Raw genomic sequence first — 24,707 nt, forward strand, 5'->3', positions numbered from 1 at the left:
GCAGTTATTTTAAAATCGGATCCTTCTTTTTCGAGTTTTCATCAATAATGTAAGGCGGACGATTTCGAGCTGCATCAAACATACGCCATAAATACTCACCTAACACACCAAGTGAAAGCATCACAATACCAAAACCGCCTAAAAGTAATATTGCCAGCGTTGTATATCCTGTAACAGGAATCTTTCCGCTCAGTTTATTAATCAGCAAGAAAACCATCCAGATGAATGCTCCAAAAAACATCAATACACCGATCGATGAAATAAAGCGGATTGGAAAATATGAAAATCCCAATAAAGAATCGACGACCAGTTTGTATTTTTTTCCTAATGTCCAGCGTGATTTTCCGATATTCCGCTTTTTGCGTACATATCGGACTTCCGCTCTCTGAAACCCACTCCAAAGTATTTGTCCAGTTAATGCAGTATTTTTTTCCTCCATCAAGTTGAGGACATCGATGACTTTCCTGTCGATCAGATAGCAGTCAAATCCGTTTCTGGGCATTTCTTTCAATGCGATTTTCTTAACCAAAAAATAATAGGCGTTTGCAAAGAATCGCTGAGAAAACCCTTCCTCTCTGCCCTCCCGAACCGCCAAAACCACTTTATTCCCTTCTAGATATTTTTCGATCATTTCAAGAATCATTTCCGAGGGTTCCTGCAAATCTGCCGCTTTCATAGTTGCACAGCAGCCAGTACTCACAGACAGCCCCGCCAGAACTGCAGCATGGGAACCAAAATTTCTCGATAAACGCAAATTGACAATTTTTTCGTCTTTTTCAGCCAGATCTGTCATCACTTGAAAAGAATGATCGCCGGATCCATCATCGACAAAGATGATCTCATAATCGAAATCATATCGAACCAGTTGGTCCAGAACCTTTTCTTTCAGATCCTCATACAGCGGGATAAGATTTTCTTCATTATAATAAACCGGAATAATGATCGAAATTTTCTTCATTTACTGATTAACCTCCGAATAATACACTGCTTTATCTCGGATATATTCATCAGGATCATACAGTTCGCTGCACAACACCAGCAAGACTGAATCCTCAGAAAAATCAAACATTTCTTTCCAGACCATTTTGGGAATATATACTCCTACATGCGCACGATTCAGATCGAATTCTTCGGTTGAATTACCATAATCCACCCGCACTTTGGAAGTTCCGCTGACATTGATCAGCATAAATTCACTTTTCCGGTTGGCATGCTTTCCCCTCAACGCATCGCGCTGACTTCCGTAAATATAAAATACTCGTTTAATTTCAAACGGAACATCTAATTTTTCTTCAATGACAACAAGGTATCCTTTTTCATCACCATGCTGCGGAAATTCAATCAGTTTCGCTTTTCTCATTCGGTTAACCTGTATAACTGTTCAGGATCTGAATTACATACGCTTGTTCGGATTCAGTCATCCCATTATAAAGCGGAAGGGATAACACTGTATCCGCATAGTCCTCAGCGATCGGCAAATCCCCCCGACGGAAACCTAAATATCCGTAGGCTTCGGATAAATGAGGCGGAATCGGATAGTGAATGATGCTGTCAACGCCATGTTCCTGCAAGTAAGCTTTCAAATGGTCTCTTTTTGTACAACGGATCACATACTGATGCCAGACAGACGAAGCATAAGGCCGCACTTTCGGCAGCAGAATCATCGGATTTTGGATTTCCAATGCGTATCGATCAGTCAATCTTTGGCGTTCTTCATTCGTTTCGTTCAAATGTGCCAGCTTTACCCGCAGCAAGCCAGCCTGCAGTTCATCCAAGCGCGAGTTCGTTCCGACAACCTGATTGTAATAGCGTTTTTCGCTGCCGTAATTGCGATACATGCGGAAAGCTCTGTCATAATCCGGATTGTTCGTGAGAATCGCGCCGCCTTCTCCAAAACCGCCCAAATTTTTCGTTGGATAGAAGCTGAAACAAGAAATATCGGTATAGGTATTCGTGAATTTTCCATCGAATTTGGCGCCATGAGATTGTGCGCTGTCTTCTATTAAAAGGAGGTGATAAGTGTCACAAATCTCTCGCAGCCGCTGCATATGACAGGATTGACCATACAAATTTACCGACAAAATCGCCTTTGTTCTCTCAGAGATCTTTGATTCAATTTTATCCGGATCAATTGTAAAATACGCGTCAGGCTCGACAAAAACAGGTTTCGCTCCATTGATTGTGATTCCCATGACGCTGGCGATATAGGTATTGGAAGGGACAATCACCTCATCCCCTCGGCCGATTCCCAAGATTCGAAAAGAGAGCCACAAAGCATCCAACCCGCTGCCTAATCCAACACAGAAATCCGAACCAGCAAATGCGGCAAATTCTTTTTCGAATGACGTCACTTCCGGTCCAAGAACGTAATGACCGCTTCGTAAGACAGACAATGCCTTCTCTTCGAACTCATCCTGATATCGAAAATAAAGGCGGGATATATCATTCGCTTTGATTTGCTTCATTTTCGTCACTGATTCCAATATCTAAACGATCGTTTGATCCATTGAGAAGTATAAAATCACATCAAAATCCAGGGTGGAAACTGTCATTTTCTGCTGATCCTGACGAATTATCGCACCGGCTTTCCCTCGGGAACGATCATCCGTGATCACGCAACGGTTAATCGTCCTGTTATAGACAATCGGAAGTTGATAAACATCGAATGAAAAAGCTCGAATCTGATTATATACGGCAATGGCAGGCTGTTGAAAATCAATTTTCAAATCCTTGTAATTGATACTCTTCCTTGAATAATAGGTTGCATTCCATCTGTTTTGTGGTTTCGCAACGATTTCTCCGCTTAAAAGGAGATCAAAATTCTTTTTTGTGAGTTCCGTTCCGTAACGGATATATTTCAAGTACAAATCTTTGCCGTTATCCGTTATAGTGATTGGAAAAGCAATCTGATCGATGATAGCTCCTGTATCGATACCCCAATCAATACAGTGCAGCGTCACTCCGGATTCAGATTCATTATTAAGAATCGGCCAGGCAGAGGTATACATCCCGCGATATTTCGGCAGAAGCGAAAAATGAATATTGTAAAGACGGGTAGATTGAAACAAATCAGGACGAATGATCGTATCAAATTCCAATGATAAAAAAATCAGATTCGGAACGCCATAAACCGATTCCAGTGGGACTATCGGAATATTCCATTGCGCTGCAGCTTTTTTAAAGGATCGTTGCCAGCCATCAATTCCCTGATCGGTTTGATTTACAATCGCACAAATTTCATGATGATCAATCCGCTCGAGTGCATATTCCAATAAATCGCATGCGATATTATTTTTTCCAGCTATAGCCAGCATATTTCGGCTTCCTCATTTTCCAGGTTGTTCAATGCTGCTAATTTTATCTCACTTTTTTCTCTCTCGATCATCGTCAATCAGTAATTTGAAATATGGAAAGAAAAGTTAATCGATATTTCGAATTGCTTTATGGGAAGGATTCCTGGTATTTGGTATCATGAACAAAGAATGCTGGTTTCTCTCAATCAATCAAAATACCGTATAATTTAATGCAATACATCAACCGGTTTTCTGCTGAAAACAGCCGATGCAGAAATGATTCGAAATATGGAAAAATCACTTATTTATTTTGAAATTATTTTACGCTCCACCTAAAAAACATTACACAAAATTTTATTCAAATTTCGAATCACAAGAGGAATAGCAGCGTGCTGGTATATCACAGTCATACAGAGAAAACAGTAATTCGATATTTCGATTTTCTATTTGAATAAAGAAGAAAAAACTTGTTGTTATGCAGAGAAATACTAACGCTTGTAGTTGTTCACAATGAAGGTCGATTTTTTTTATTGAAAATTACTCAAATTAGGAAAGGCACGATACCACATGCTGCTGGACGACCTTTTTGCAGTCTCACCCGATTCCTTTACACAATCCGACAAAGATCTCATTGAGAAAGCTTATTACTTTGCAGAAAAAGCGCATGAAGGGCAAAAACGAGCTTCCGGTGAACCGTATTTTACACATTGCGTTGCCGTCGCGATGATCCTGTGCGAATTAAAGGTTCAAAGCAACGTCATTGCCGCAGCACTTCTGCATGATACTGTTGAAGATACGGAAATCACACTGGATCAAATCCGAAAAGAATTTGGTGATGAAATTTCTCAACTGGTGGACGGCGTCACAAAGCTCACCAATTTACCGGACGCCCACCGCTATGAAAAATCGTTTACGTCATCTGCCGCTGCAGACAATCCTGAAAAAGGCGAATCCAATATTGAAGATCCGGAACAAAAAGAAGCCGCCATTCGCGAAAGCAAGCGCAGATTAAAAAATGAAACATTGCGGAAAACCTTTATCGCAATGGTAGATGACGTCCGCGTTATCATCATCAAACTGGCAGACCGCCTTCATAACATGCGAACGCTAAGCCACACCAGCAAAGAAAAGCAAAAACGCATCGCTCAAGAAACATTGGATATCTATGCACCGCTGGCAAATCGGCTGGGCATTTGGCGCATCAAATGGGAATTAGAGGATCTGGCTTTCCGTTATGTCCATCCGGAAGAATACATCCAGATTGCTGAAAATCTTGCCACCACCCACGCCTTAAGAGAAAAAGAAGTCGAGGAAATTATAGCCAAACTGAAATCTGTCATGGAACAGGCACAGATTGAATGTGAAATTTCCGGAAGGCCGAAACACATCTATTCCATTTACAATAAAATGTTGGATCGGAATAAACCGTTTGAAATGCTCCGCGATCTGCGCGGTGTCCGTGTAATCGTCAAGGATATACCTTCCTGTTATATGGCTTTAGGTCAAATTCATACGCATTGGCGACCGATCCCACAGGAATTCGATGATTACATCGCAGTCCCAAAAGATAATTTTTATCAATCTCTTCATACCGCTGTTTATTATGACGACGGAAAACCGCTGGAAGTTCAAATCCGAACGCCGGAAATGCATCAAAATGCAGAGTACGGTATCGCGGCTCATTGGCGTTATAAAGAACACGCCAAATCCGATGCCTACTTTGAAAAACGTCTGGACTATCTTCGCCGAATCATGGACTGGCGGAAGGATGTCGAAGACGCCGGTGAGTTTGTGGAAGGGATGAAATCGGATGTTCTCCAGGACAGAGTCTTTGTTTTCACACCCCGTGGTGATGTGATCGATTTGCCGGTTGGCTCAACCCCGATTGATTTTGCCTATGGCGTTCATACGGAAATCGGACATCGCTGCCGAGGCGCCAAGATCAACGGCAAAATGGTTCCATTAACCTATCAACTGAAAACCGGAGATCAGGTTTCGATCATGACTTCCAAACAGGGCGGTCCCAGCCGAGACTGGCTGAATCCGAATCTCGGGCTTGCTAATACACAACGTGCCCGATCAAAAATTCGCGCCTGGTTCAAATGGCAGGATCGTGAACTGAATCTGACTCAGGGCAAAGAAACCATTAAAAAGGATCTGCAGCGCTTAGGTATGAGTGACACAGACCTGAGCGAGATTGCTCGTGACCTTGATTATAAAAACGTAGACGAACTATACATCGCCATTGGCTGCGGTGATTTATCATCCTATCGGGTAATCAATAAAATTAACGAAGGACTGAAAACCAACGAGCAGCAAGTACTGACACCGCGTCCCCAACAATTTGATCATACAAAAGAGTCCGGTATATCCGTTTTAGGAGCAGGCAGCATCTACACTACCTTCGGGAAATGCTGCAGCCCCGCGCCAGGGGATGATATCATCGGTTACATCACAAAAGGACGCGGCGCAACCATTCACAAAAGCGACTGTCCTAATGTAAAACGCGTGAAAGACCGTGAAAGACTGATCAACGTCACTTGGGGACAGCCTGAACAACGCTATCCCGTCGGTGTCACCATCAAAGCGTATGATCGTCAGGGGCTGGTTAACGACATCACCAACATGCTGGTTACCGAAGCGGTCAATCTGGAAAACATCAATGTCAATGTTGCGCATAATTACGCTAACATTCAGATCGTGATCGATGTTCTGGATATCAATCAGCTCAGCCGCATTCTGACAAAAATCGAAGGACTGCCGAATGTTGTTGAAGCCTACCGCAATCGTCCAGGTTGAAAACTGTATACTTCCCGACAATTTTGCAATAAATTTGCGCACATCCTGAAGCGAAGCGAAAAAACGGGTTCCTTTCGATTGCACGAATTCAAATTTCATCCTTTACACAGTTGACTCCTTGCGGTAGAATATCGCCAAATTGTCGCCATATGAAATAAACGGTTCGTGTGAATCGATTCCACAAAAATCAGGAGGCTGAAATAATGGCTAGAATTCGATGTAAGTATCTTGACTGCGCGTTTTTAGATGAGGGTTACTGCAGTGCAGCATTGGTCGAGTTGGACTCGAATAAAGGCTGTTTGACCTATTCCCCCAACGCCGAAACGCCGGTTGAAGATGATTGGGTGGATACCGATACAGAAGATTTGGAAGACTGGGAAGATCTCACTGAAGAAGATGATGAAGATAAAGATGATGATCCTTGGATGGAAGATGAAGAGGACGAATTCTAAAAATATTTAATCGTTTCATTCAGCCATAAAAAAAACGCGTCATTATCATTTGAAATGACGCGTTTTTTAGTTCTGTGCAAAATACAAATCCGAATTGCCGTAAAGAAAAACAACAATCATTACCATTGGTTAAGCCAACAGAGTTTGTTCAATCCGATCATCGTGAGCCGAACAAGGGCGAAACCTGTCATTGCGAGCCCTGCAAGGGCATGGCAATCTCCCTGCCGTATGAAGGGAAGAGTGTCATACGAAAAGTGATTGCTTCTCTATGATCGCAACGACAAATTGTCATCCTGTTTCCATGTTCGCATTGGAAGCTCTCCTTTTCGACTGAATCTTCTTCCTTCCCATTTATAACCGAGAGCTTTAACACTTAAATAAAAAAGGTCCAAGTTTTCCTTGAACCTTTTGATTGCTGGGGACAAAGGAGTCGAACCCTTACATACAGATTCAGAGTCTGCTGTCCTGCCATTAGACGAGTCCCCAAATTTTTGAAACGCTTTGTATTCTACCAAATAATAGATTTTTCGTAAAGTAAAATCGCATAAATATGTTTTTTGATCAGCGGTAATTTTGAATTGTGAATCCTCACGTCTCGAGAAATGCAAATTTTCGCAAAAAAGGTTGAATCCAAAAGAATTATGGTATAATCCTGCATTGTTCAGCACGAACAAGGCCCATTAGCTCAATTTGGCAGAGCAATTGACTCTTAATCAATGTGTTCTGGGTTCGAGTCCCAGATGGGTCACAATCCATTTTTTTACAATTATTAATCGATATTGAGAAAACGAAACATAAAGTTTTTTTTTCGATTTTTTTTATCAGTTACAGTGATCATGTCAAATTGAAAAACAAATCGTCTGATATATATTGGGCTGAAAATTACTGAATGGATAAAACAGCATCAAGACAGATGTGAATCCGCCCCTCTTGACTGCTTTCGAATCTTATTTTCTCCTTCCAAATCATCAACAAATAGTACTATTTCGACAAAAAATATTCAATTTTAATACTTTTTTGATTCGAAAAATTTATCCATATCTCGAGTTGCTGGGATTGCAAACCCTTCCCTCTCTTGCATTCATCCTCTCCCCGTTACACTTTTTCTTTTCTTTTTGTTTTGTGTTTTGCACTAAACGGTTTTATTTTCATGTCAAGGGCTAGAAATCATGGAAATATTCTGTATAATTTAGATATCTGAGGTGAGGAAATCCACCGCTCACGCACTGAGTCCGTAAACGGCCAGTCAAGGAAGACGCTGGATGTGGGTGGCCCAGCCAGATAATTATGTAGCCTGATTAATCGCCAGGCTACTTTTTTATTTGTCGACCGTGTTGTATTCCTGCTATAAATTCCGATATAATATAGTTAATCCTGGGGTGAGAAGGCGCCCCTCACTGTCATTGAGCGATGCCGACGTGGCGCACGGCGTACGGGATTATCTAAATAGAAAAATTTTCTGATTTTTCTATTTTTATTTAATTCCCAGATATTTAGGCTTTATAGCTCTGTCGCCGGTTTTGGTTTTTTTCCAGACTCTAACAATTCTATAAATTTGTTCGCCTGTTCTAAAGTGATATCATCCACATCCGCCCAAGAGTGCGTACCATAATCCATGATACGATCCTCCATCACATTATCATTATCAACTATCCAGCCTTTCCCTTTGATGTATATATATGGGATAGAATTTTCTTTTTTTGCGATAATTCCTATATCGTTCAGGTAACAGTAGTAAGGATTTTTCATTTCGATATGATTCTATTTTTTATTTCCAGAATTTTAGTCTTTATTGATCCCTCAGAGATAATATATCATCCTGGCAAATTAATTCCGTGCGATAATCATCACCATCACGAATATCAGCTTCATAAGTGACGCCATGCTCATAAATTTCGACGATCGTTGCCTCTTCTCTCGTTTTGAGGATCACCTTATCATATTGTCTTATTATTGTCTTAACGCTTTTCATGGATTCAGTAATTCGAAATTTGGAAAAGTCTTTTAAGAAAGAAGGGAGAACTTGTTGTTGTGTTGTTTTTGCGCGAAGCGCAAAAACAACACAACAACATTTATTCCTTTCCATATTTGGAATCGCTGTCATGGATTCTATTTAACACACGTTGTCCGAATTTATTTTTTAATTTCGGGCATGGAAAAAGATGAAAAAATCCTTTATCATATATAGATCTGAGGTGAGGAAATCCACCGCTCACGCACTGAGTCCGTAAACGGCCAGTCAAGGAAGACGCTGGATGTGGTGGCCCAGCCAGATCATTAAGGAACCGCTTGAGGTAGAGAGACAGGCGCTATTACGCGCGAGCAATTGATGCCGGGGAGCCTGTCCGGCCAGGCGGTTCAATTTTTTTTATCGTACGATGATGTCACAATCGCAATTATAACAATTAATAGCATGCATAATTATTATCACTTACAAATATAACATAATTAATATAACATCTTCTATGAGTTTTTTTAACTCATTTTAATATCTATTTCTAATTTCCCATCATCAACATCTCATTCCACGAGATATAAATCAAAAGACAGGCTATTCCGATTCATTCTTTTATGTATAATTAATGTCACGTACATGCAATAATAGGAATAAACAGCGAGCAAATTATGAAAAAATGTCAACATTGCGGAGCGCTTAGCGCAGACAAATCTTCCAGCTGCGAATATTGCGGCGTTCAATTCCCGGTTGCGGCTCCCTCGCAGCCTCTTCCCTCAGATTTTGGCGAAACTCCTGATCGAATGAATCCGCAGGTGATCACGCATAACAATAACTATTATTATTACAACCAGCCTGTCGCTCCTCAGCCACAACTGTTCAACACGGTCAGTAATGTTCATGTGCCAGAGAAACCGAAAAAGAAGCACTCTCTATTGAAATTGATCGGATGGCTGATGTTGATTGGTCAGATTGGTCTGATAATCAGTGCTCCTGGAACTTATGGATCGTTGATCCTACCGATGATCTTAACCATCAGCGGTATCAGAAAGGGAAATTGGCTGTTGATTTTCATCGCGGTGATCCTATCGGGCGCTTTATTCAGTCAATAATCCAAAGAGAATTCAAGAGCAATCCTGATCTTATTCCGGCGGCAGACCTTTCGTCATGCCCATGTCCAGCGCCTTATACAGATAGCGGGCAGCGATGCTCGAATAGGGACGCCAATGCGCACACGCTGCGGCAATCTCGGATGGTTTCTGTCCGACCATCGGATACAGCCAGGAATAAGCCTGTAGAAAAGCGCCATCCTCATACGGAAGGACATCTTCACGGCACAGCATAAAAATCAGGTACATTTTGGCTGACCAGGGTCCGATCCCATTAAGTGCAGTCAATGCCTTGAGGACTTCTGCATCCGACATCGCTTCGAAAATCGAAAAATTCAGCTTTTCTGAAAGCACATTTTCAGTCAATTGTAGAATAAATCCGGCTTTTGAATTCGAAAGCCCGACACCCCGTAAGTCAGCAACCGAAAGGCCGGAAACCGCTTGCGGCGTCACTACACCGCCGCATATCTTTTCAAAGCGCTGCGTAATCACATCGGCAGCCTTATTGGAGAGCATCTGCCCGATAATCGTTTTGACGAGAAATTCGTACGAGTCAAAATCGCAGTGATATTCGATTGCGCCGATTGATCGGATGAGGGATTTCATCTTCCCATCCACAGAAGATAGGTGCCGTACTGAGTCACTTTTTTCCGTAATCCGAATGGATACTGCCATAGGATCCTTCCCTTTTCAAACGGACAGATGCTTATGAATCGATGTGAATCTTAAAGTTAACGAATCCGAATCTTCAGAACAATTTTCCGGATCTGTTCGCTTTTTCCGATCATAATTTTCGGCTGGTGGGCATCGCTCGGAAACAGGATGAAGAAATTTCCGGCGGTTAACGGGAAAATATCGCCTTTTCCTTCCAGGCGGATAAAATCCTTCTTTTCATCATAATCTGCCTGATGCAGATGGTCTGTCAACGCCCAACTGATGCCTTCAGAGCCGGAAATACTATACTGGACATCAATATAGCGTTTGTGGGCTTCAAAATGGCATTCCTCGATGGGTTTCGTCTCATAAGACTGTACCAGCGCATAATCATCATCGCTGATTTCATAACGTCCCAGCTCAAGGTCGCCATTGCGGTGATCATACAGGAAATTCATCGCTTTCTCAAAACCTTCTCCCAAATAAGCGTAGGAATTTGCACGTTCGATTTGATCAATAATCATTATTCACTCCTTATTAATATCCGAATGGATCAGCATTATTTTTAGTGTTTTATTCTTTCAGAAAGTAGAATTATTTAAGAACTTTTAAAAATTATAAACGATACAGCTTGTTATTGAGCGATTCGATCCGCTGCGACGTGAATCATAATTAATGTTACCCAAGAAGTATCGGTGAATCAAAATAAATTGTTACCATAAGCTGCGGAGGAAAGGCTGATGGGTAACAAAATGAGTAAGAAGAGCAGGCTGGAATTAGCAACACAAATACAATCCCGATATCTAAAAGCGAACAATGGGGTAAAAGGAAAAATTCTCGATGAATTTGTCGAGAGCACTGGTTACCACAGGAAGACGGCGATACGTTTATTGCATTCAGATCTTCGACCAAAGACATTCAAAAAGAGACCTGGGCGGAAAAAGAAGTATCCTCGAGAGATAATCAAAAAGTTGGAACGGTTGTACGAGATCAGCAATTATATCTGCGGACAGCGATTACAGCCATACATTTCCGAGCTGATAGATATACTGGAGCGATGCAATGAAATGTACTTCACATCTGAGGAAAAACGTCTGCTAACCGAGATGAGTTCGGCAACGATCAATCGAAATCTGAGGGAATACAAGAAAAACCACCAAGGAAAAGGCAAAACCATGACGAAGCCCGGCGGATTACTCAAGAAACAGATTGCGATCCGGACGGGGATGGACTGGGATGATAATCGCCCAGGTTTTCTGGAGATAGACCTGGTTGCTCATTGCGGGCAATCGGAAGCAGGAGCTTTCTTTTACACATTGACAGCTACCGATGTATGCACTGGTTGGACAGATAACTTCATTCTCCGGAACAAATCAAAAGAAGCCGTTGTGGAAGCAATGACTTTGCTTGAATCCCTTTTACCTTATCCCATCCTTGGTATTGATTCTGATAATGGCTCCGAGTTCATCAATTATCTCCTTTTTGATTATTGCAACAATCGGGAAAGAAAGATAATCTTCACCCGATCAAGACCCTACAGGAAAAACGATCAAGCTCATGTTGAGCAAAAGAACTGGGCCGTAGTCAGACGGTTGCTTGGATATAACCGCTTCTATACTCCAGACCATTTTGTACTCATTCAGCGTATTTATCAGCTGAACCATGTGTTCAATAATTTCTTCCAACCTGTACGTAAGACCATTGCCAGACCAGACAAAGATGCCGGTGTCTTTTCTCCTAAATACGAATCTGCTAAAACACCTTTCCGTCGTATCCTTCCATCTGGCGTCTTATCATTTCCTAAAAAGGCCTCTCTTGTAAACCTGTATAATGCATCAAATCCCGTCAAGATCCTTGCAGAAATCAATGATCTGCTCCGTATTCTTGCCGAAACTTCTTCTTATCAAACAAAGTAACGATAAAAATTGGCTGCTTGGGTTTTTTCGCTTTAGGCCAATCCCTATCGTTTATGGTAAAATGCCCCTGCACTTCCAGGGAGTAGAGCTCTGCTGGGGAGCAACTCGAGCACTGGATGTGCCCAATTTACTATCGTAGAGATGCCTACGCATCTCTACATTTTTCGTGGTCGTTGGGTAACATTTTTATTTGATTCTTCGATCCCCTCAAAGTAACATTTTCTTTTGATACACACCGGCTGCCAGAAATTCGAAATCGGAACAGAATTCATAGTTGTTCTTATGGATTTACGCTATGCGTAAATCCATAAGAACAACAAATTTTCTTGATTGATTCGATATTTTTTCAATAAAATCTGATGATTAACAGAAATGGAAATTCAAGTATGGAAAGAAATCAAAACGGCAGAAAATACCCTTCCATGGAAGAAGCAAAAGCAGCATTAGCAGAAGCTGCGCTGCGCAATCCCGGCAACTGGGTTCCACATTCAGAGTATACTGCCATGGCCTGCAAAGCGATCGCCGAGCGATGCGAAAATCTGGATGCAGAGAAATCGTTTGTTTTGGGTTTACTGCATGACATCGGTCGGTACGTTGGTGTTGTTAAAGAGAAGCACCAGATTGCCGGATACCAGTATTGCATGGAACGTGGATGGGAAGATGCTGCCCGAATCTGTCTTACTCATAGCCATCCGACCCAGGTGGTTTCAGCCAATTTCCAGAATTGGGACATTCCCTATACGGATTGCGAGTTTTTACGGCACTTTGTGGAGGAAACCACTTTTGATGATTACGACCGTCTAATACAATTGTGCGATTGTTTGGCAATGCCGTACGGATTTTGTATTATTGAAAAACGGTTTGTAGATGTAGGTCTACGGTATGGCGTCAGCGATCATTCGATCATAGCCTGGAGGAAAGTGATCGAATTAAAAAAATACTTTGAAAAAGAAACCAGTTGTTCTATTTACCAGTTGCTTCCGGGAATTTTCGATAATTTGTAGGGATTTTATAACCATTCAGCAGCAGCAATTACGAGGTTGTTTTCAATAAGAAGCATGAAAACAACCTCGTAAAAATTCTGCAAGCAGATCACGGATTGTATTGAAAATCAACCACTACCCGTGAAGCTGTTACTTTTGAAAGATATTCTCCTACTTTTTTATGGTCTGGATGGTTAATATAAATCTGAAGATCAGTTTCATTTTCAAAATCTGCAATCAGAACATAATCATAAGATGCTATTGTGTGCAGGATATCTTTTCCAATTTGCATCGATTTTATCTGTGGAATAATTGGCCGCAAAGCAAGCGCGCGTTCGCGGACGATATCCATATTTTCCTGTTTTGTATGTTCTTCCGCCTTATCCAGAAATCTCCACATTACAATATGTTTAATCATATTTTTTCCTTTCCTGACTCTGATTCCTTAAAATAATTATAAAATAATTTCCATTATTTCGGCTCCTGATCAGAGATTGGAAATTTAGAAACACCTTTTAAATAAAGAGAGAAAAATTGTTGTTGTATCGTGAAATCTTAAACCGACACAACAACATTTTTTTTCATAGATGGTGAAGTGGAACCCTATAATCGAAGACCTGAATCGATAGTCATAGAAAAAATAAAGAACTGCTGTTAGAATATACCAGCAATTTGAATTGAAGATTAGCTTTTATAATTCGCTGAGAATTTGCGCTTTAATGAGATTTTCCAACATTTTAAGGTCTTGAACAGATTACTGATGCAGTTTTCATAAGGAGAAACTCTATGTGTGGTATTGTTGGATATACAGGTAAAAACAATTCGGTGGAAATCCTTCTGGATTCATTATCCGGTCTCGAATACCGGGGGTATGATTCTGCTGGTATTTCAATTTTTGTAAATCAGGACATAACGACAATAAAATCTGTCGGACGTTTAGAAAGATTACGAAATCGGATAGAGAAATTATATCCAAATCTTTACAGCACCTGCGGAATCGGACACACACGCTGGGCGACGCACGGCAAGCCGTCTGACACAAATGCACATCCGCATACCACGGAGAAATTATCGCTGATTCACAACGGCATTATCGAGAACTATCAAGCCATCCGGAAAGATCTCTATGACAAAGGCTATGAATTTGTTTCTGAGACGGATACCGAAGTCGCGGTTAAATTGATAGACAGCCTTTACACTGGGAATCCGATCAGGACTTTATTTGATATCCAGAAAAAACTGGAAGGATCCTACGCCTTTGCAATGATCTTCGCTGATCACCCGGGCCAAATCTATGCCATGCGGAATTCCAGTACGTTAATTTGCGCAAAGAACGAGGAAGGTTCATTCTTATCTTCCGACATGCCAGCAATTTTAAAATACACGCAGACATACACTCTAATTAATGAATTTGAAGTCGTATGCTTAGGATCCGATCAAATCACGATTTATACATCCGAAAAAGAAACTCGTAATCCGGAATGGCAGACCGCAAAATGGACGATGGAACAGGCAAAAAAGGGCGGTTTTGACCACTTTATGTTGAAAGAAATCTTTGAGCAACCGCAGGTTCTGTCTGATACGATCCACCCTCGCATCATCGACGGATTCCCGTCTTTCACACAGGACGGTATTAATGATAATTTCTGGCTCCATTTTAACCGCATTTCCATCGTTGCCTGTGGTACAGCACTGCACGCTGGAATGGTCGGAAAAGCAATTATTGAAAAACTTTCCCATATCCCTGTAGAATGCGATATTGCCTCCGAATTTCGGTATCGCAATCCGATCATGACGAAAAACACGCTGGTTATCGTCATTTCCCAATCCGGAGAAACCCTGGACACACTGGCTGCAGTACGTCTGGCCAAACTGCGCGGTCTTCCTACACTTGCCATCGTTAACGTTCCAGGGTCATCCATTTCACGGGAAGCGGATTATACCATTTACACCTATGCCGGTCCGGAAATCTCCGTTGCTTCAACCAAGGCGTATTCCGTCCAGTTATCGATTATGTACCTGGTTGCCATGAAACTGGCAATGACGACCGGTACGCGCAGCTTTGAAGAAATACGCACATTATCCAAAGGACTTTTAGAGGCAGCTGAAGCATCTCAACAGGTGCTGAAACTGAAAGAAGAAGCCAAATTTTGCGCACAGCAGTTCGCAAAGATTAAAGACCTGTTTTTCTTCGGACGTGGACTTGATTACTCGCTCTCTCTGGAAGGCTCTCTGAAGATGAAAGAAATCAGCTATATTCACTGTGAAGCCTATGCTGCCGGCGAAATGAAACACGGAACCATTGCGTTGATTGCTCCCGATGTTCCAGTTGTTGCAGTTTGTACACAGGAATTTTTGCTCTCAAAAATGATCGGAAACATTAAAGAAGTTCAAAGCCGTGGCGCCAATGTGCTGCTGATTACCAAAGAGGGAATGGAAATTGATCCCGAGTTATATAATCATCGGATTGATCTGCCGGCGCTCGATGATATCTTCATGCCGTTGGTCGGAGTCATTGTGTTGCAATTATTGGCTTATTACTCTGCTGTAATAAGAGATCTGGATGTGGATAAGCCAAGAAATCTTGCGAAAAGTGTAACTGTAGAATAAATAATATCGATTGCATCATTTCCGGTGAAAAAAGGTGTTCTCTGGCTTTAAAATATCCTCTTCTTTTTTCACCGGAATTCGATAGATGAAAAAATCTATTGAGAACAGAAAGATATTTTTTCGGTACGATGTTTTTGCACTCCGTGCAAAAACGACACAACAATAAATACTCCCTCTCATAATTTGAACCGCTGGATTTTCTATGGCAATGTCACAGACGGTGTATAATCTATTGCTAATCATCCAATCGATACCCGGTAATTCGAAAGATGGAAGCGTACTTAAAGAAAAGAGAGAAAGCTTGTTGTTGTGCTGTCTTGTATAAAGCACAAAAATACCACAACAACAAATCATCGTTTCCATATTTCAAATCGCTGATCAATACGTTTTCATTCATCAGGAACCTCCGCTTAATGCGTGGTAATTTTTTAGTTATCAGATAAATGTTAGATAAGAAAGGAAGAAATTATGTTGGAAATCAGGATCGAGAAAACAACAAAGCCAAAACAGAAGCCGGAAAACAGTGCAAAACTTCCCTTTGGTTCGATTTTTACTGATCATATGTTTGTAATGAATTATGATGAAGGAAAAGGCTGGCATGATGCCAGAATCATTCCGTATCAGAATCTCTCATTAGAGCCATCCGCAATGGTTTTTCATTACGGACAGGAAATGTTCGAAGGACTCAAAGCATATAAAACCGATGATGGAAGAACGCTTCTCTTTCGTCCTCAAAAAAATATTGAACGGGCTAATAATTCGAATGCACGGCTTTGCATTCCTCAGATTCCCCCTGAAATATTCCTGGATGCATTAAAAGCAGTAGTTAAAATGGATGAAGACTGGATTCCGACCGCAGAAGGTACATCCTTGTATATCAGACCATTTGTCATCGCAACCGAACCGCATCTGGGTGTGAAAGCTTCTTCCTCCTATCTCTTCATCATCATTCTTTCACCAAGCGGCGCATATTATGCCAACGGTTTTAATCCTGTCAAAATCTGGATTGAAGACGATTACGTCCGTGCAGTTCGCGGCGGTATCGGCGAATCAAAAACTGGCGGCAACTACGTAGCCAGTCTGAAAGCACAAGAAAAAGCACACGACGGCGGGTACAATCAGGTTCTGTGGCTGGATGGTGTCGAACGAAAGTACATCGAAGAAGTCGGTGCAATGAATATATTCTTCAAGATAAATGGTACAGTAATTACCCCGCAATTAAATGGCAGTATTCTTCCAGGCGTCACACGGTCATCTGTCGTTGATCTATGCAAAAGCTGGGGATACCCGACCGAAGAACGAAAGATTTCGATTGATGAGGTTTTTGAAGCTTTCCAAAAAGGTCAGTTGGAAGAAGTCTGGGGTACAGGTACCGCTGCAGTCATTTCTCCGGTAGATCAATTAAAATGGAAAGATCATCTGATGCCGGTCAATCCCGGGAAAATAGGTCCTTTGAGCCAAAAACTCTACGATACCATTACGGGTATTCAACTGGGAAAAATCGAAGACACATTCCATTGGACCCTCGAAGTAAAATAATCAATCATCCCATAAAAAAAGGTGAGAACAGAATCCCACCTTTTTTTTCACTTTTGGCTGTAACTTCTTATTCTTCAGGAGAATGATCAACTTCATGCGATTTGAAATATGAGGACAGTTTTTTGTTGTTGTGATTGATAAGAAAGGTTGGTTTATATTTCGAATTACTGTTCTAATTGTTGATGATCCTCATTTTTAGGGCGATTCTGATATACTTTTCATTAGTAAACAGCAATTCGAATTTGTGAGAGGATTCTTATTTGTTATGATATTTTTTACACGAAGCGTAAGAATATCATAACAATAAGTTTTTCTCGACGGTTTCGATTAGCATATCAATATTTTCAATTACTGATTCATTGTGTTTTGATTTGGTATTAAATGTAAGTCAAATTTTCCCCATTGTATGATTAAAAGACGATAGCGGATCTGTTCCAGGGACTATGAAAAAAAGACAACATACTTGCATATTGATCTTATTAGTCATTTCATGCTTCATTTGTTCAGCGCAGAATGTACAAATCAATCCGCTTTTTCATTCGTTTTTTTATAATCACCAGGTCACCTTCGTGGGATATGGTTCATCCGATTGGAAGGCATTACAGCCTTTCGACGCTGAAATCCAGATCAACCAGACAGCATTAGAAAAGGTTAACATAACCGACCTGGAAGAAAGCAGCCTACCAATCAATTTGATATTTTTCCTGGATGGATCAAAAGATTTTCTAAGAGCAAATCGGTTATGGATAACGGAACTGATCCTGCAATTCGCCGGCGCCCCTTTGTCAAAAGATCAAAAAAAATTGCGCATCGGTATTTTTCACGAAAACGCGGAGTTACAATTCTTTTCTCCTGAAGATCAAGCCGCAATAATCACTGCAGTTGAACATTTGGATTTCGAGACATCGGATATGAATTTCGAAAATAAACTGCTAAATTCGATCAATTCAATCAAGAATGATGATACGTTTTTATCGGGATTGAGCCAAATCGTTTTAATTACCGATGGAACTGGTTATAACGAGAATCAGATAGACAAAGAGAAAATCGAACAAATGATTGCATCGAGTGGAATTACGATTCACCTTGTTGATATGGTTAGCACGGATACTGAATCGTTGAACTCCTCAGTTCCCAACTGGTTTACTGAATTTGTTTTCGATACTGGAGGATTAGTCACTTCCGCTGAAGCAATAAATCAAACAGCAATTTTCAAAGATCGCCTTTTAACCGCTATCAATAAAAAGCTGGTCATTCAGGGAACCATCCCGGAAAACTTGATTTCGAAGGATAATGATCCGATTATTCTCTCCCTTTCGTTATTAAAAGATCAGACCATCCTCGCAAAAATTACACAAACCGTCAGCCTCCCCCCGGAATTTTTTCAACCTGCTGTTTCAACTGTCCTTGAAATCGAACCGTTAATTGAAGCAACCGTTGTCCCGAAATTGTTCGAGGATAATTCCATGCTTACTGAAAATTCAGAAACAGCTATGGACGCAACAAGAGTTCCTGTATTTCAATCATTTTTTACGGCCGCTTCTCCGATTATCTCAAAGACACTGACCATGACATCCCTGCCGACTTCCTCGCCTACGGTTGCGGCTTCACCAACACGCATATCGTCCGCCACATCTTCGCCGCTGCCTGCCCCGAGCCGCACCAATACGTCCCTGCCGACTTCTACTTCGACCATTCCGCCGACTTCCTCGCCAACGGTTGTTGCTTCACCGACACGCATCCCATCCGCCACATCTTCGCCGCTGCCTGCCCCGAGCCGCACCAATACGTCCCTGCCGACTTCTACTTCGACCATTCCGCCGACTTCCTCGCCAACGGTTGCTGCTTCACCAACTCGCATATCGTCCGCCACATCTTCGCCGCTGCCTCCCCCGAGCCGCACCAATACGTCCCTGCCGACTTCTACTTCGACCATTCCGCCGACTTCCTCGCCAACGGTTGTTGCTTCACCGACACGCATCCCGTCCGCCACATCTTCGCCGCTGCCTGCCCCGAGCCGCACCAATACATACCTGCCGACTTCTACTTCGACCATTCCGCCGACTTCCTCGCCTACGGTTGCGGCTTCACCGACACGCATCCCATCCGCCACATCTTCGCAGCTGCCTGCCCCGAGCCGCACTAATACGTCCCTGCCGACTTCTACTTCGACCATTCCGCCGACTTCCTCGCCAACGGTTGCTGCTTCACCAACTCGCATCCCGTCCGCCACATCTTCGCCGCTGCCTGCCCCGAGCCGCACCAATACGTCCCTGCCGACTTCTACTTCGACCATTCCGCCGACTTCCTCGCCTACGGCTGTTGCTTCACCGACACGCATCCCGTCCGCCACATCTTCGCCGCTGCCTGCCCCGAGCCGCACCAATACATACCTGCCGGTCCCTTTGAAACCAACATTCATTTTAACGACTGCCAGTCTTACTGCATTGGATACTGTATTATCAGAAGAAAACCGACAGGAAAAATCCAAATCGGATCAAAAGGCGTTTTGTATCCAAAATCAATGTATTAAAATTCCTTCTTTTTTACAAGAAGAAAATATTCACAAGATTTCCGAATTTCTGGAAAAGCAACTGTTTGAAGTGACGCTGACACTCTATGCCAGTCTTGTGATTTTTCTGATCGTTTTCACCAGCATAAAAATACTTCAATATAAAATAAGAAGAAAAAAATCTGATATGAATCAAAAAGAAGAAAAAAAGAATCGGAACTGATTTTAAATTAGGTACGATAATTGCACAATCAAGAAAAAAAGGGACTTTTTGAATTTCGCATTAATTCGAAACTTGGAATGACTTTGGAAAAGAAAGAACAACAAGTTTTCTTACTTTTTAAAATTGTTCTAAATTTCGTATTGCAGTAGCAATTCTAAATATCGACAAACTTCTCAATTTGAGCAAAGAAAATATGTTGTTGCGGCGTTTTTGCGACTTGCAGAGACACCACAATACCAATATTTTTTCCAAATTTTGAATCGCTGTGATTATAGAACCATAACGGATTTACATCAGTTAAAAATAGAAATTTTCGAAACGGTGATTTTTGAATATTGTCGATTATAATAGGATTATTAATTGATTTGTATGATGATTCGGAAAACGATTTCAAAACATTCTTACCTCTAAAAAAAATAAAACTAACTTTTTTCTCGATCCAAAAACAATGATAATATAATCATCGACATACTTATCACAGGTGAAAGGAGAATCGAGTGGATAAAATAGGTTTTTCTGTGTTATTGATGATCATCTATGCATTTGGTCTTGGCAACATAGATATGTTAAATATTTCAGGAATTAATATTTATATATCGAACATCACCTATATCTATATTCTTTTTGTCTATATCATCGTTTTTGTCTTTGATCCTCCAAAATACCTGACAATGTTCGCACAGACTTTTTTATGTGTGATTTTCTATACAATGGTATATTACATGGCGCACACAGCGCTGGGCGATCTGAATATCACCAATTTCTTAATAGAATTGCTTTTCGTCTTAATTGGTATGATTTTAGCCAGCGATATGAAGAGTTCCTTTGAGGAAATTATCAGCACATCACGGAAGTTGGCTTTCTCAAACATCCCGACCAACGTCTTTGATCATAATGAATCTGACCGAATTATTAATTATGAAATCAATCGAAGCCGCAGATATGAATATCCATTGACGTTGCTTCTGATTGAGCCGGATTATCAATCCTTTGAAACCATCAAAAAAAGATGGAAATATCGGATCATGGGTAAATTTTTTAAACAATATTTAGCTAACGATGTATTGAAGATTTTTTACGCAACGATTCGAGAAACCGATGTGTTTGTTGAGATGAATGATTATTATGTCATCGTACTGCCCAATACATACCAACAAAATGCCCATTTCCTGATTGATCGATTGCGTCAGAGTTTCACGGAAAAAATGAAATTATCGATCCGAATCGGCATTTCACAATTTCCGGATGATGGATTATTATATGATGACTTAATTCGGGTCGCCAAAAAAAATCTGGAAATACAAGATGAATCCGAATCTGGCGTTGAGGACAAAAACAAACCTGATTGATACGCTGAAGAAGTACCCTTCACGCCTGTAATTGCAAATTGCTTGGCAGTAATTTCCGATTATACAAATATGATCCAATCTTTCTTATCGAAAGATAAGTTGATTAACAATTAAAGATTCCCCCTTTCCATTTATAAAAACAGTCTATATCTGGATCTGATCCTATAAAAAAACGGATATCTTTTCCTTAATCAAAAAGCAAGTGATTTTTCGAATAGTTATCAGATAAAAGATTTAGTCTCAACAATTCCAGCATTCGGAATTTGGATTGACTTTTCGAAATAATGCTAAAATCGTTCATCAGATCAGCGATTCGAGATTTGGGATGAAGTATTTATTTTTGTGTTTTTCTTGTGTTTCTCGCAAAAAACTTTTCCCATTGGTTCCAAAAGTAAATGAGTGTTTCGAATCACTGTCATCAGATCGTGATTCGAAAAAAGGAAAACCATGAAAGCTACAGAACGATTCTTAAAATATGTAAAGGTACATACCACTTCCGATCCAACCGCAAATATAACGCCATCCACTTCCCGACAGTTTGACCTTGCGAATGAACTTGCTGAAGAAATGAGAAAGCTGGGAATGAAGAATGTCGTTGTGACTGACCACTGTTATGTGTACGGAACGATCGATGCATCAGAAGGTTATGAAAATGCACCCATGCCCGGTTTTATTGCCCATATGGATACAAGTCCGGATTTTTCAGGTGAAAACGTTAATCCGCAGATTATTGAAAATTATGATGGAAATGACCTTTGGCTGAAAAACGGAAATCGCTGCTTGTCAGTCGATAATTTTCCGCATCTGTCTTTATTGAAAGGAAGAACGCTCATCACAACAGATGGAACGACGTTATTGGGAGCCGATAATAAAGCAGGAATTGCCGAGATAATGACTGCATGCGAAATTATTATGCGAGAAAAAATTCCACATGGAAAGCTATGTATTGCCTTTACTCCGGATGAAGAAATTGGTAAAGGGACAGAATTTTTCGACAGAGATTTGTTCACGTCAAAATTTGCCTTTACCGTGGACGGTGATCAGGAAGGAGAAATAAATTTCGAAAATTTCAATGCCTGTGAAGCAGTCTTTCAAATTCATGGTGTGAATGTCCATCCAGGTTCCGCAAAAAACATCATGGTGAATGCTTCCCTTGTAGCATTTGAAATCAACAGTATGTTACCTTGTGCTGATACTCCCAGAAATACAGAGGGATATGAAGGCTTTTTCCATCTGACAAAAATGGAAGGAACGGTCGAAAATGCTAAATTGGAATATATTGTCAGAGACCATTCCAATGAATATTTTGAAATACGTAAAGAAATGCTGCGACATATCGAAAAAGTGATCAATGAGAAATATGGCACAGGGACTGTTCAGCTATCGATTAAGGATCAATATGCAAATATGGCTGCATTGATCGAACCACACCGCCATCTCATCGAAACAGCCATTGCAGCGATGCAAAATGTCGGTTTTACACCGGTTCTTGTCCCGATTCGCGGAGGAACAGATGGCGCCCGACTGACATATGAAGGGCTTCCCTGTCCCAATTTGTGCACCGGCGGATATGCTTTTCACGGCCCTTTTGAGCATATCACAGCAGAAAGCCTTGAAAGCTGCGCAGATATGATCGTTGAAATTGTAAAAATATATTCCGAGAAAAAGACCAGTTAATTTGCATGATCTGCAATTCGGAAAGCCAAACCAAATTTCGAAATACCAGTACAGTAAATTTAAAATATGGACTGATTTTTCGAATCAATCAAGAAAATTTGCTGTTCTTATGGTTTTGCGCTTTGAACAAAACCATAAGAACAACAAATAATTCTTTTCATTTTTCGAATTAATGCGTGCGATCCCGAAAAAACTTGTCATCGCGAGCCCCGAAGTGGCATGGCAATCTTCCTTCCTCATTAAGAAAAGATTACCGCACGAAAAGATATTGCTTCGTCAGTCTGACGCCCTCCTCGCAATGACAAATTGCCGTGTGTGTCATCCTGCGTTCCTCAAATTAGTGCCTTGAAATCTCCAAATCTGAACATAAAAAGGGAAATTTTTTAAAAAGTGAGAAACTCAGGTAATAAAATGATATACTTTATAAAATAGTTTAATAAACTATTTTATAAAGTTGGTTGTTGTGGTTTAAAACCATACTATCGTAGTGATCCCGCTTCGGAATCAGCAACTTGAAATATGAGAGAAATTTTTTTCTCACTTTTCTAATATATTTTTATAAATTTCGAAGCAAGTATTTAAAAATTCTAAAACGGGAGATGATCATTGCAATGGATAATTTGTCTTGTAATTCCTTAATGATTAAAGAGATCAATATCAATCTCGTGAAAAAAACGCTAAAAGAAGAACATACAGCCAGTATTCAAGGACTCGCAAAAGCTACAGGGTTAAGTGTTGTAACCATTCATTCCATCATAAACATACTGCTCCAAAACGGCGAGGTTTTTGAAGTGGAAAAAAGCCCTTCAAGCGGAGGTCGACCTGCACAATTGTTCCGCTTCAATCATCAATTTGCGCATGCTGCCATTCTCTATGCTCATGAATTTGTAGCAGAAGATACGATTTTCCTTCGAATTGTAGATTTGTACGGGGATATTGTCATCAGTTATCAAAAAAAGTTTACCCGTATCTCATTACAAACGCTGGAAATGCTGCTTCAGGATATGTTTCATCAAGTTCCATCCATTCAAGTGATCGGATTGGGATTGCCGGGAGTTGAATTTAATGGGCAGCTTCACTGCGACTACCCCGATTTAAACCAGTCAGGTTTCTTGGAATTCTTTCGGAATAAATTTCAAAAAACGACCATATTTGAAAATGACGTCAATGCTGCCTGTCTGGGCTATTGTCGCAGCCACCAGATTGATCCTGAACAGACTGTATTGTATTTATTTTTCCCGAAAAAATACTGTCCTGGAACTGCAATTTTCTGTAATGGAAAGATCCATAAAGGATTCCGCAATTTTGCCGGAGAAATACGCGAAAACTACTTTCATATTCCCTGGACGGATGAAGAATTCTTGAAAAACGAGAATCAATATTGTTCAAAAATCGCACAATTCATTATCGGTATTTGCGCGATTCTCAGTCCGCATGTTGTGGTATTGTCCGGCACTACCATTCAGGAATCGTATGCAGAAAAAATAATCCGTCAATGTAAAATGGACCTGGACTCTCGTGCCATCCCAAAATTTTTTCTTACAGAATCATTTCATCAGGATTTTGAGAACGGTATGATCGAAACAACTCTCAACGTTCTTGAACCAAATTTATTCATACAAAAAAAATAGAAAACC

Annotated in this window: 21 protein-coding genes and 2 tRNA genes; 12 read left to right on the forward strand and 11 right to left on the reverse strand. The window is 40.8% G+C overall.

Annotation, left to right across the window (positions count from 1 at the left end; translation table 11 throughout):
- Positions 1-4: 4 nt before the first annotated feature.
- Genes ATC1_RS13490 through ATC1_RS13505 form a run of 4 tightly spaced genes read right to left on the reverse strand, consistent with a single transcriptional unit; the run spans position 5 to position 3,314 of the window.
- Positions 5-958, reverse strand: coding sequence for a glycosyltransferase family 2 protein (locus ATC1_RS13490; RefSeq protein WP_062283364.1), 954 nt, complete (start codon positions 956-958; stop codon positions 5-7).
- On the reverse strand, positions 959-1,360 hold the full coding sequence (locus ATC1_RS13495) for a sugar 3,4-ketoisomerase (RefSeq protein WP_062283367.1): 402 nt from the start codon (positions 1,358-1,360) through the stop codon (positions 959-961).
- A 4-nt stretch (positions 1,361-1,364) separates the two neighbouring features.
- Positions 1,365-2,465 (reverse strand): DegT/DnrJ/EryC1/StrS family aminotransferase, encoded by a 1,101-nt coding sequence (locus ATC1_RS13500; protein WP_062283371.1) that lies wholly within the window; start codon positions 2,463-2,465, stop codon positions 1,365-1,367.
- 21 nt (positions 2,466-2,486) lie between these two features.
- Entirely contained in the window at positions 2,487-3,314 is an 828-nt protein-coding gene (locus tag ATC1_RS13505; protein WP_062283375.1) for a formyltransferase family protein, read from the reverse strand.
- Positions 3,315-3,860: 546 nt separating this feature from the next.
- Here ATC1_RS13505 and ATC1_RS13510 point away from each other — a divergent pair.
- Positions 3,861-6,092, forward strand: a complete 2,232-nt coding sequence (locus tag ATC1_RS13510) for a RelA/SpoT family protein (protein ID WP_062283378.1) — start codon at positions 3,861-3,863, stop codon at positions 6,090-6,092.
- 203 nt (positions 6,093-6,295) lie between these two features.
- The gene (locus tag ATC1_RS13515) at positions 6,296-6,544 is read left to right on the forward strand and encodes a hypothetical protein (RefSeq protein ID WP_062283381.1); all 249 of its coding nucleotides are present in this window, start codon (positions 6,296-6,298) and stop codon (positions 6,542-6,544) included.
- Positions 6,545-6,959: 415 nt separating this feature from the next.
- On the opposite strand, the gene ATC1_RS13520 is transcribed toward ATC1_RS13515, so the two are convergent.
- A tRNA-Gln gene (locus ATC1_RS13520) sits at positions 6,960-7,030 on the reverse strand.
- Between the two features lie 188 nt (positions 7,031-7,218).
- On the opposite strand from ATC1_RS13520, the gene ATC1_RS13525 reads away from it, so the two are divergent.
- Positions 7,219-7,292 (forward strand) — tRNA-Lys (locus ATC1_RS13525).
- 752 nt (positions 7,293-8,044) lie between these two features.
- Here ATC1_RS13525 and ATC1_RS13530 read toward each other — a convergent pair.
- Both ATC1_RS13530 and ATC1_RS15015 read right to left on the reverse strand, forming a co-directional pair.
- A complete protein-coding gene (locus tag ATC1_RS13530; RefSeq protein ID WP_062283384.1) occupies positions 8,045-8,293 on the reverse strand; it encodes a hypothetical protein in 249 nt (82 codons plus the stop codon).
- A 40-nt stretch (positions 8,294-8,333) separates the two neighbouring features.
- Positions 8,334-8,630, reverse strand: a complete 297-nt coding sequence (locus ATC1_RS15015) for a hypothetical protein (protein WP_201777295.1) — start codon at positions 8,628-8,630, stop codon at positions 8,334-8,336.
- Between the two features lie 539 nt (positions 8,631-9,169).
- Here ATC1_RS15015 and ATC1_RS13540 point away from each other — a divergent pair.
- On the forward strand, positions 9,170-9,610 hold the full coding sequence (locus ATC1_RS13540; RefSeq protein WP_062283391.1) for a hypothetical protein: 441 nt from the start codon (positions 9,170-9,172) through the stop codon (positions 9,608-9,610).
- Positions 9,611-9,640: 30 nt separating this feature from the next.
- Here the strand turns inward: ATC1_RS13540 and ATC1_RS13545 are convergent, their stop codons facing one another.
- Both ATC1_RS13545 and ATC1_RS13550 read right to left on the reverse strand, forming a co-directional pair.
- The gene (locus tag ATC1_RS13545; RefSeq protein ID WP_062283395.1) at positions 9,641-10,282 is read right to left on the reverse strand and encodes a DNA-3-methyladenine glycosylase family protein; all 642 of its coding nucleotides are present in this window, start codon (positions 10,280-10,282) and stop codon (positions 9,641-9,643) included.
- Positions 10,283-10,338: 56 nt separating this feature from the next.
- Positions 10,339-10,785, reverse strand: coding sequence for a YhcH/YjgK/YiaL family protein (locus ATC1_RS13550; RefSeq protein WP_062283398.1), 447 nt, complete (start codon positions 10,783-10,785; stop codon positions 10,339-10,341).
- A 216-nt stretch (positions 10,786-11,001) separates the two neighbouring features.
- Between ATC1_RS13550 and ATC1_RS13555 the strand changes: the two genes are divergently transcribed.
- Both ATC1_RS13555 and ATC1_RS13560 read left to right on the forward strand, forming a co-directional pair.
- Positions 11,002-12,177: an integrase catalytic domain-containing protein gene (locus ATC1_RS13555; RefSeq protein ID WP_062278202.1), complete on the forward strand. Its 1,176-nt coding sequence runs from the start codon at positions 11,002-11,004 to the stop codon at positions 12,175-12,177.
- A 386-nt stretch (positions 12,178-12,563) separates the two neighbouring features.
- Entirely contained in the window at positions 12,564-13,181 is a 618-nt protein-coding gene (locus tag ATC1_RS13560) for an HDOD domain-containing protein (protein ID WP_062283402.1), read from the forward strand.
- A gap of 88 nt (positions 13,182-13,269) precedes the next feature.
- On the opposite strand, the gene ATC1_RS13565 is transcribed toward ATC1_RS13560, so the two are convergent.
- Entirely contained in the window at positions 13,270-13,578 is a 309-nt protein-coding gene (locus ATC1_RS13565; protein WP_062283404.1) for a Dabb family protein, read from the reverse strand.
- A gap of 368 nt (positions 13,579-13,946) precedes the next feature.
- On the opposite strand from ATC1_RS13565, the gene glmS reads away from it, so the two are divergent.
- Positions 13,947-15,770: a glutamine--fructose-6-phosphate transaminase (isomerizing) gene (glmS, locus tag ATC1_RS13570; protein WP_062283407.1), complete on the forward strand. Its 1,824-nt coding sequence runs from the start codon at positions 13,947-13,949 to the stop codon at positions 15,768-15,770.
- Positions 15,771-16,005: 235 nt separating this feature from the next.
- On the opposite strand, the gene ATC1_RS14850 is transcribed toward glmS, so the two are convergent.
- A complete protein-coding gene (locus ATC1_RS14850; RefSeq protein ID WP_154664745.1) occupies positions 16,006-16,167 on the reverse strand; it encodes a hypothetical protein in 162 nt (53 codons plus the stop codon).
- A gap of 71 nt (positions 16,168-16,238) precedes the next feature.
- Here ATC1_RS14850 and ATC1_RS13575 point away from each other — a divergent pair, with 71 nt between their 5' ends.
- The 5 genes from ATC1_RS13575 to ATC1_RS13605 all read left to right on the forward strand — a co-directional run bounded on the left by ATC1_RS13575 (position 16,239) and on the right by ATC1_RS13605 (position 24,701).
- Entirely contained in the window at positions 16,239-17,309 is a 1,071-nt protein-coding gene (locus ATC1_RS13575) for a branched-chain amino acid aminotransferase (protein ID WP_062283410.1), read from the forward strand.
- A 443-nt stretch (positions 17,310-17,752) separates the two neighbouring features.
- On the forward strand, positions 17,753-20,044 hold the full coding sequence (locus tag ATC1_RS13580; protein ID WP_152024324.1) for a hypothetical protein: 2,292 nt from the start codon (positions 17,753-17,755) through the stop codon (positions 20,042-20,044).
- A 497-nt stretch (positions 20,045-20,541) separates the two neighbouring features.
- Positions 20,542-21,393 carry a GGDEF domain-containing protein gene (locus tag ATC1_RS13590; protein WP_062283419.1) on the forward strand — a complete coding sequence of 284 codons (852 nt, stop codon included), beginning with the start codon at positions 20,542-20,544 and terminating at the stop codon, positions 21,391-21,393.
- 447 nt (positions 21,394-21,840) lie between these two features.
- On the forward strand, positions 21,841-23,070 hold the full coding sequence (gene pepT / locus ATC1_RS13600; RefSeq protein WP_062283424.1) for a peptidase T: 1,230 nt from the start codon (positions 21,841-21,843) through the stop codon (positions 23,068-23,070).
- Positions 23,071-23,681: 611 nt separating this feature from the next.
- A complete protein-coding gene (locus ATC1_RS13605) occupies positions 23,682-24,701 on the forward strand; it encodes an ROK family transcriptional regulator (RefSeq protein ID WP_062283427.1) in 1,020 nt (339 codons plus the stop codon).
- The last annotated feature ends 6 nt before the right edge of the window (positions 24,702-24,707 follow it).

Source organism: Flexilinea flocculi, assembly GCF_001192795.1.
GTDB lineage: Bacteria > Chloroflexota > Anaerolineae > Anaerolineales > Anaerolineaceae > Flexilinea > Flexilinea flocculi.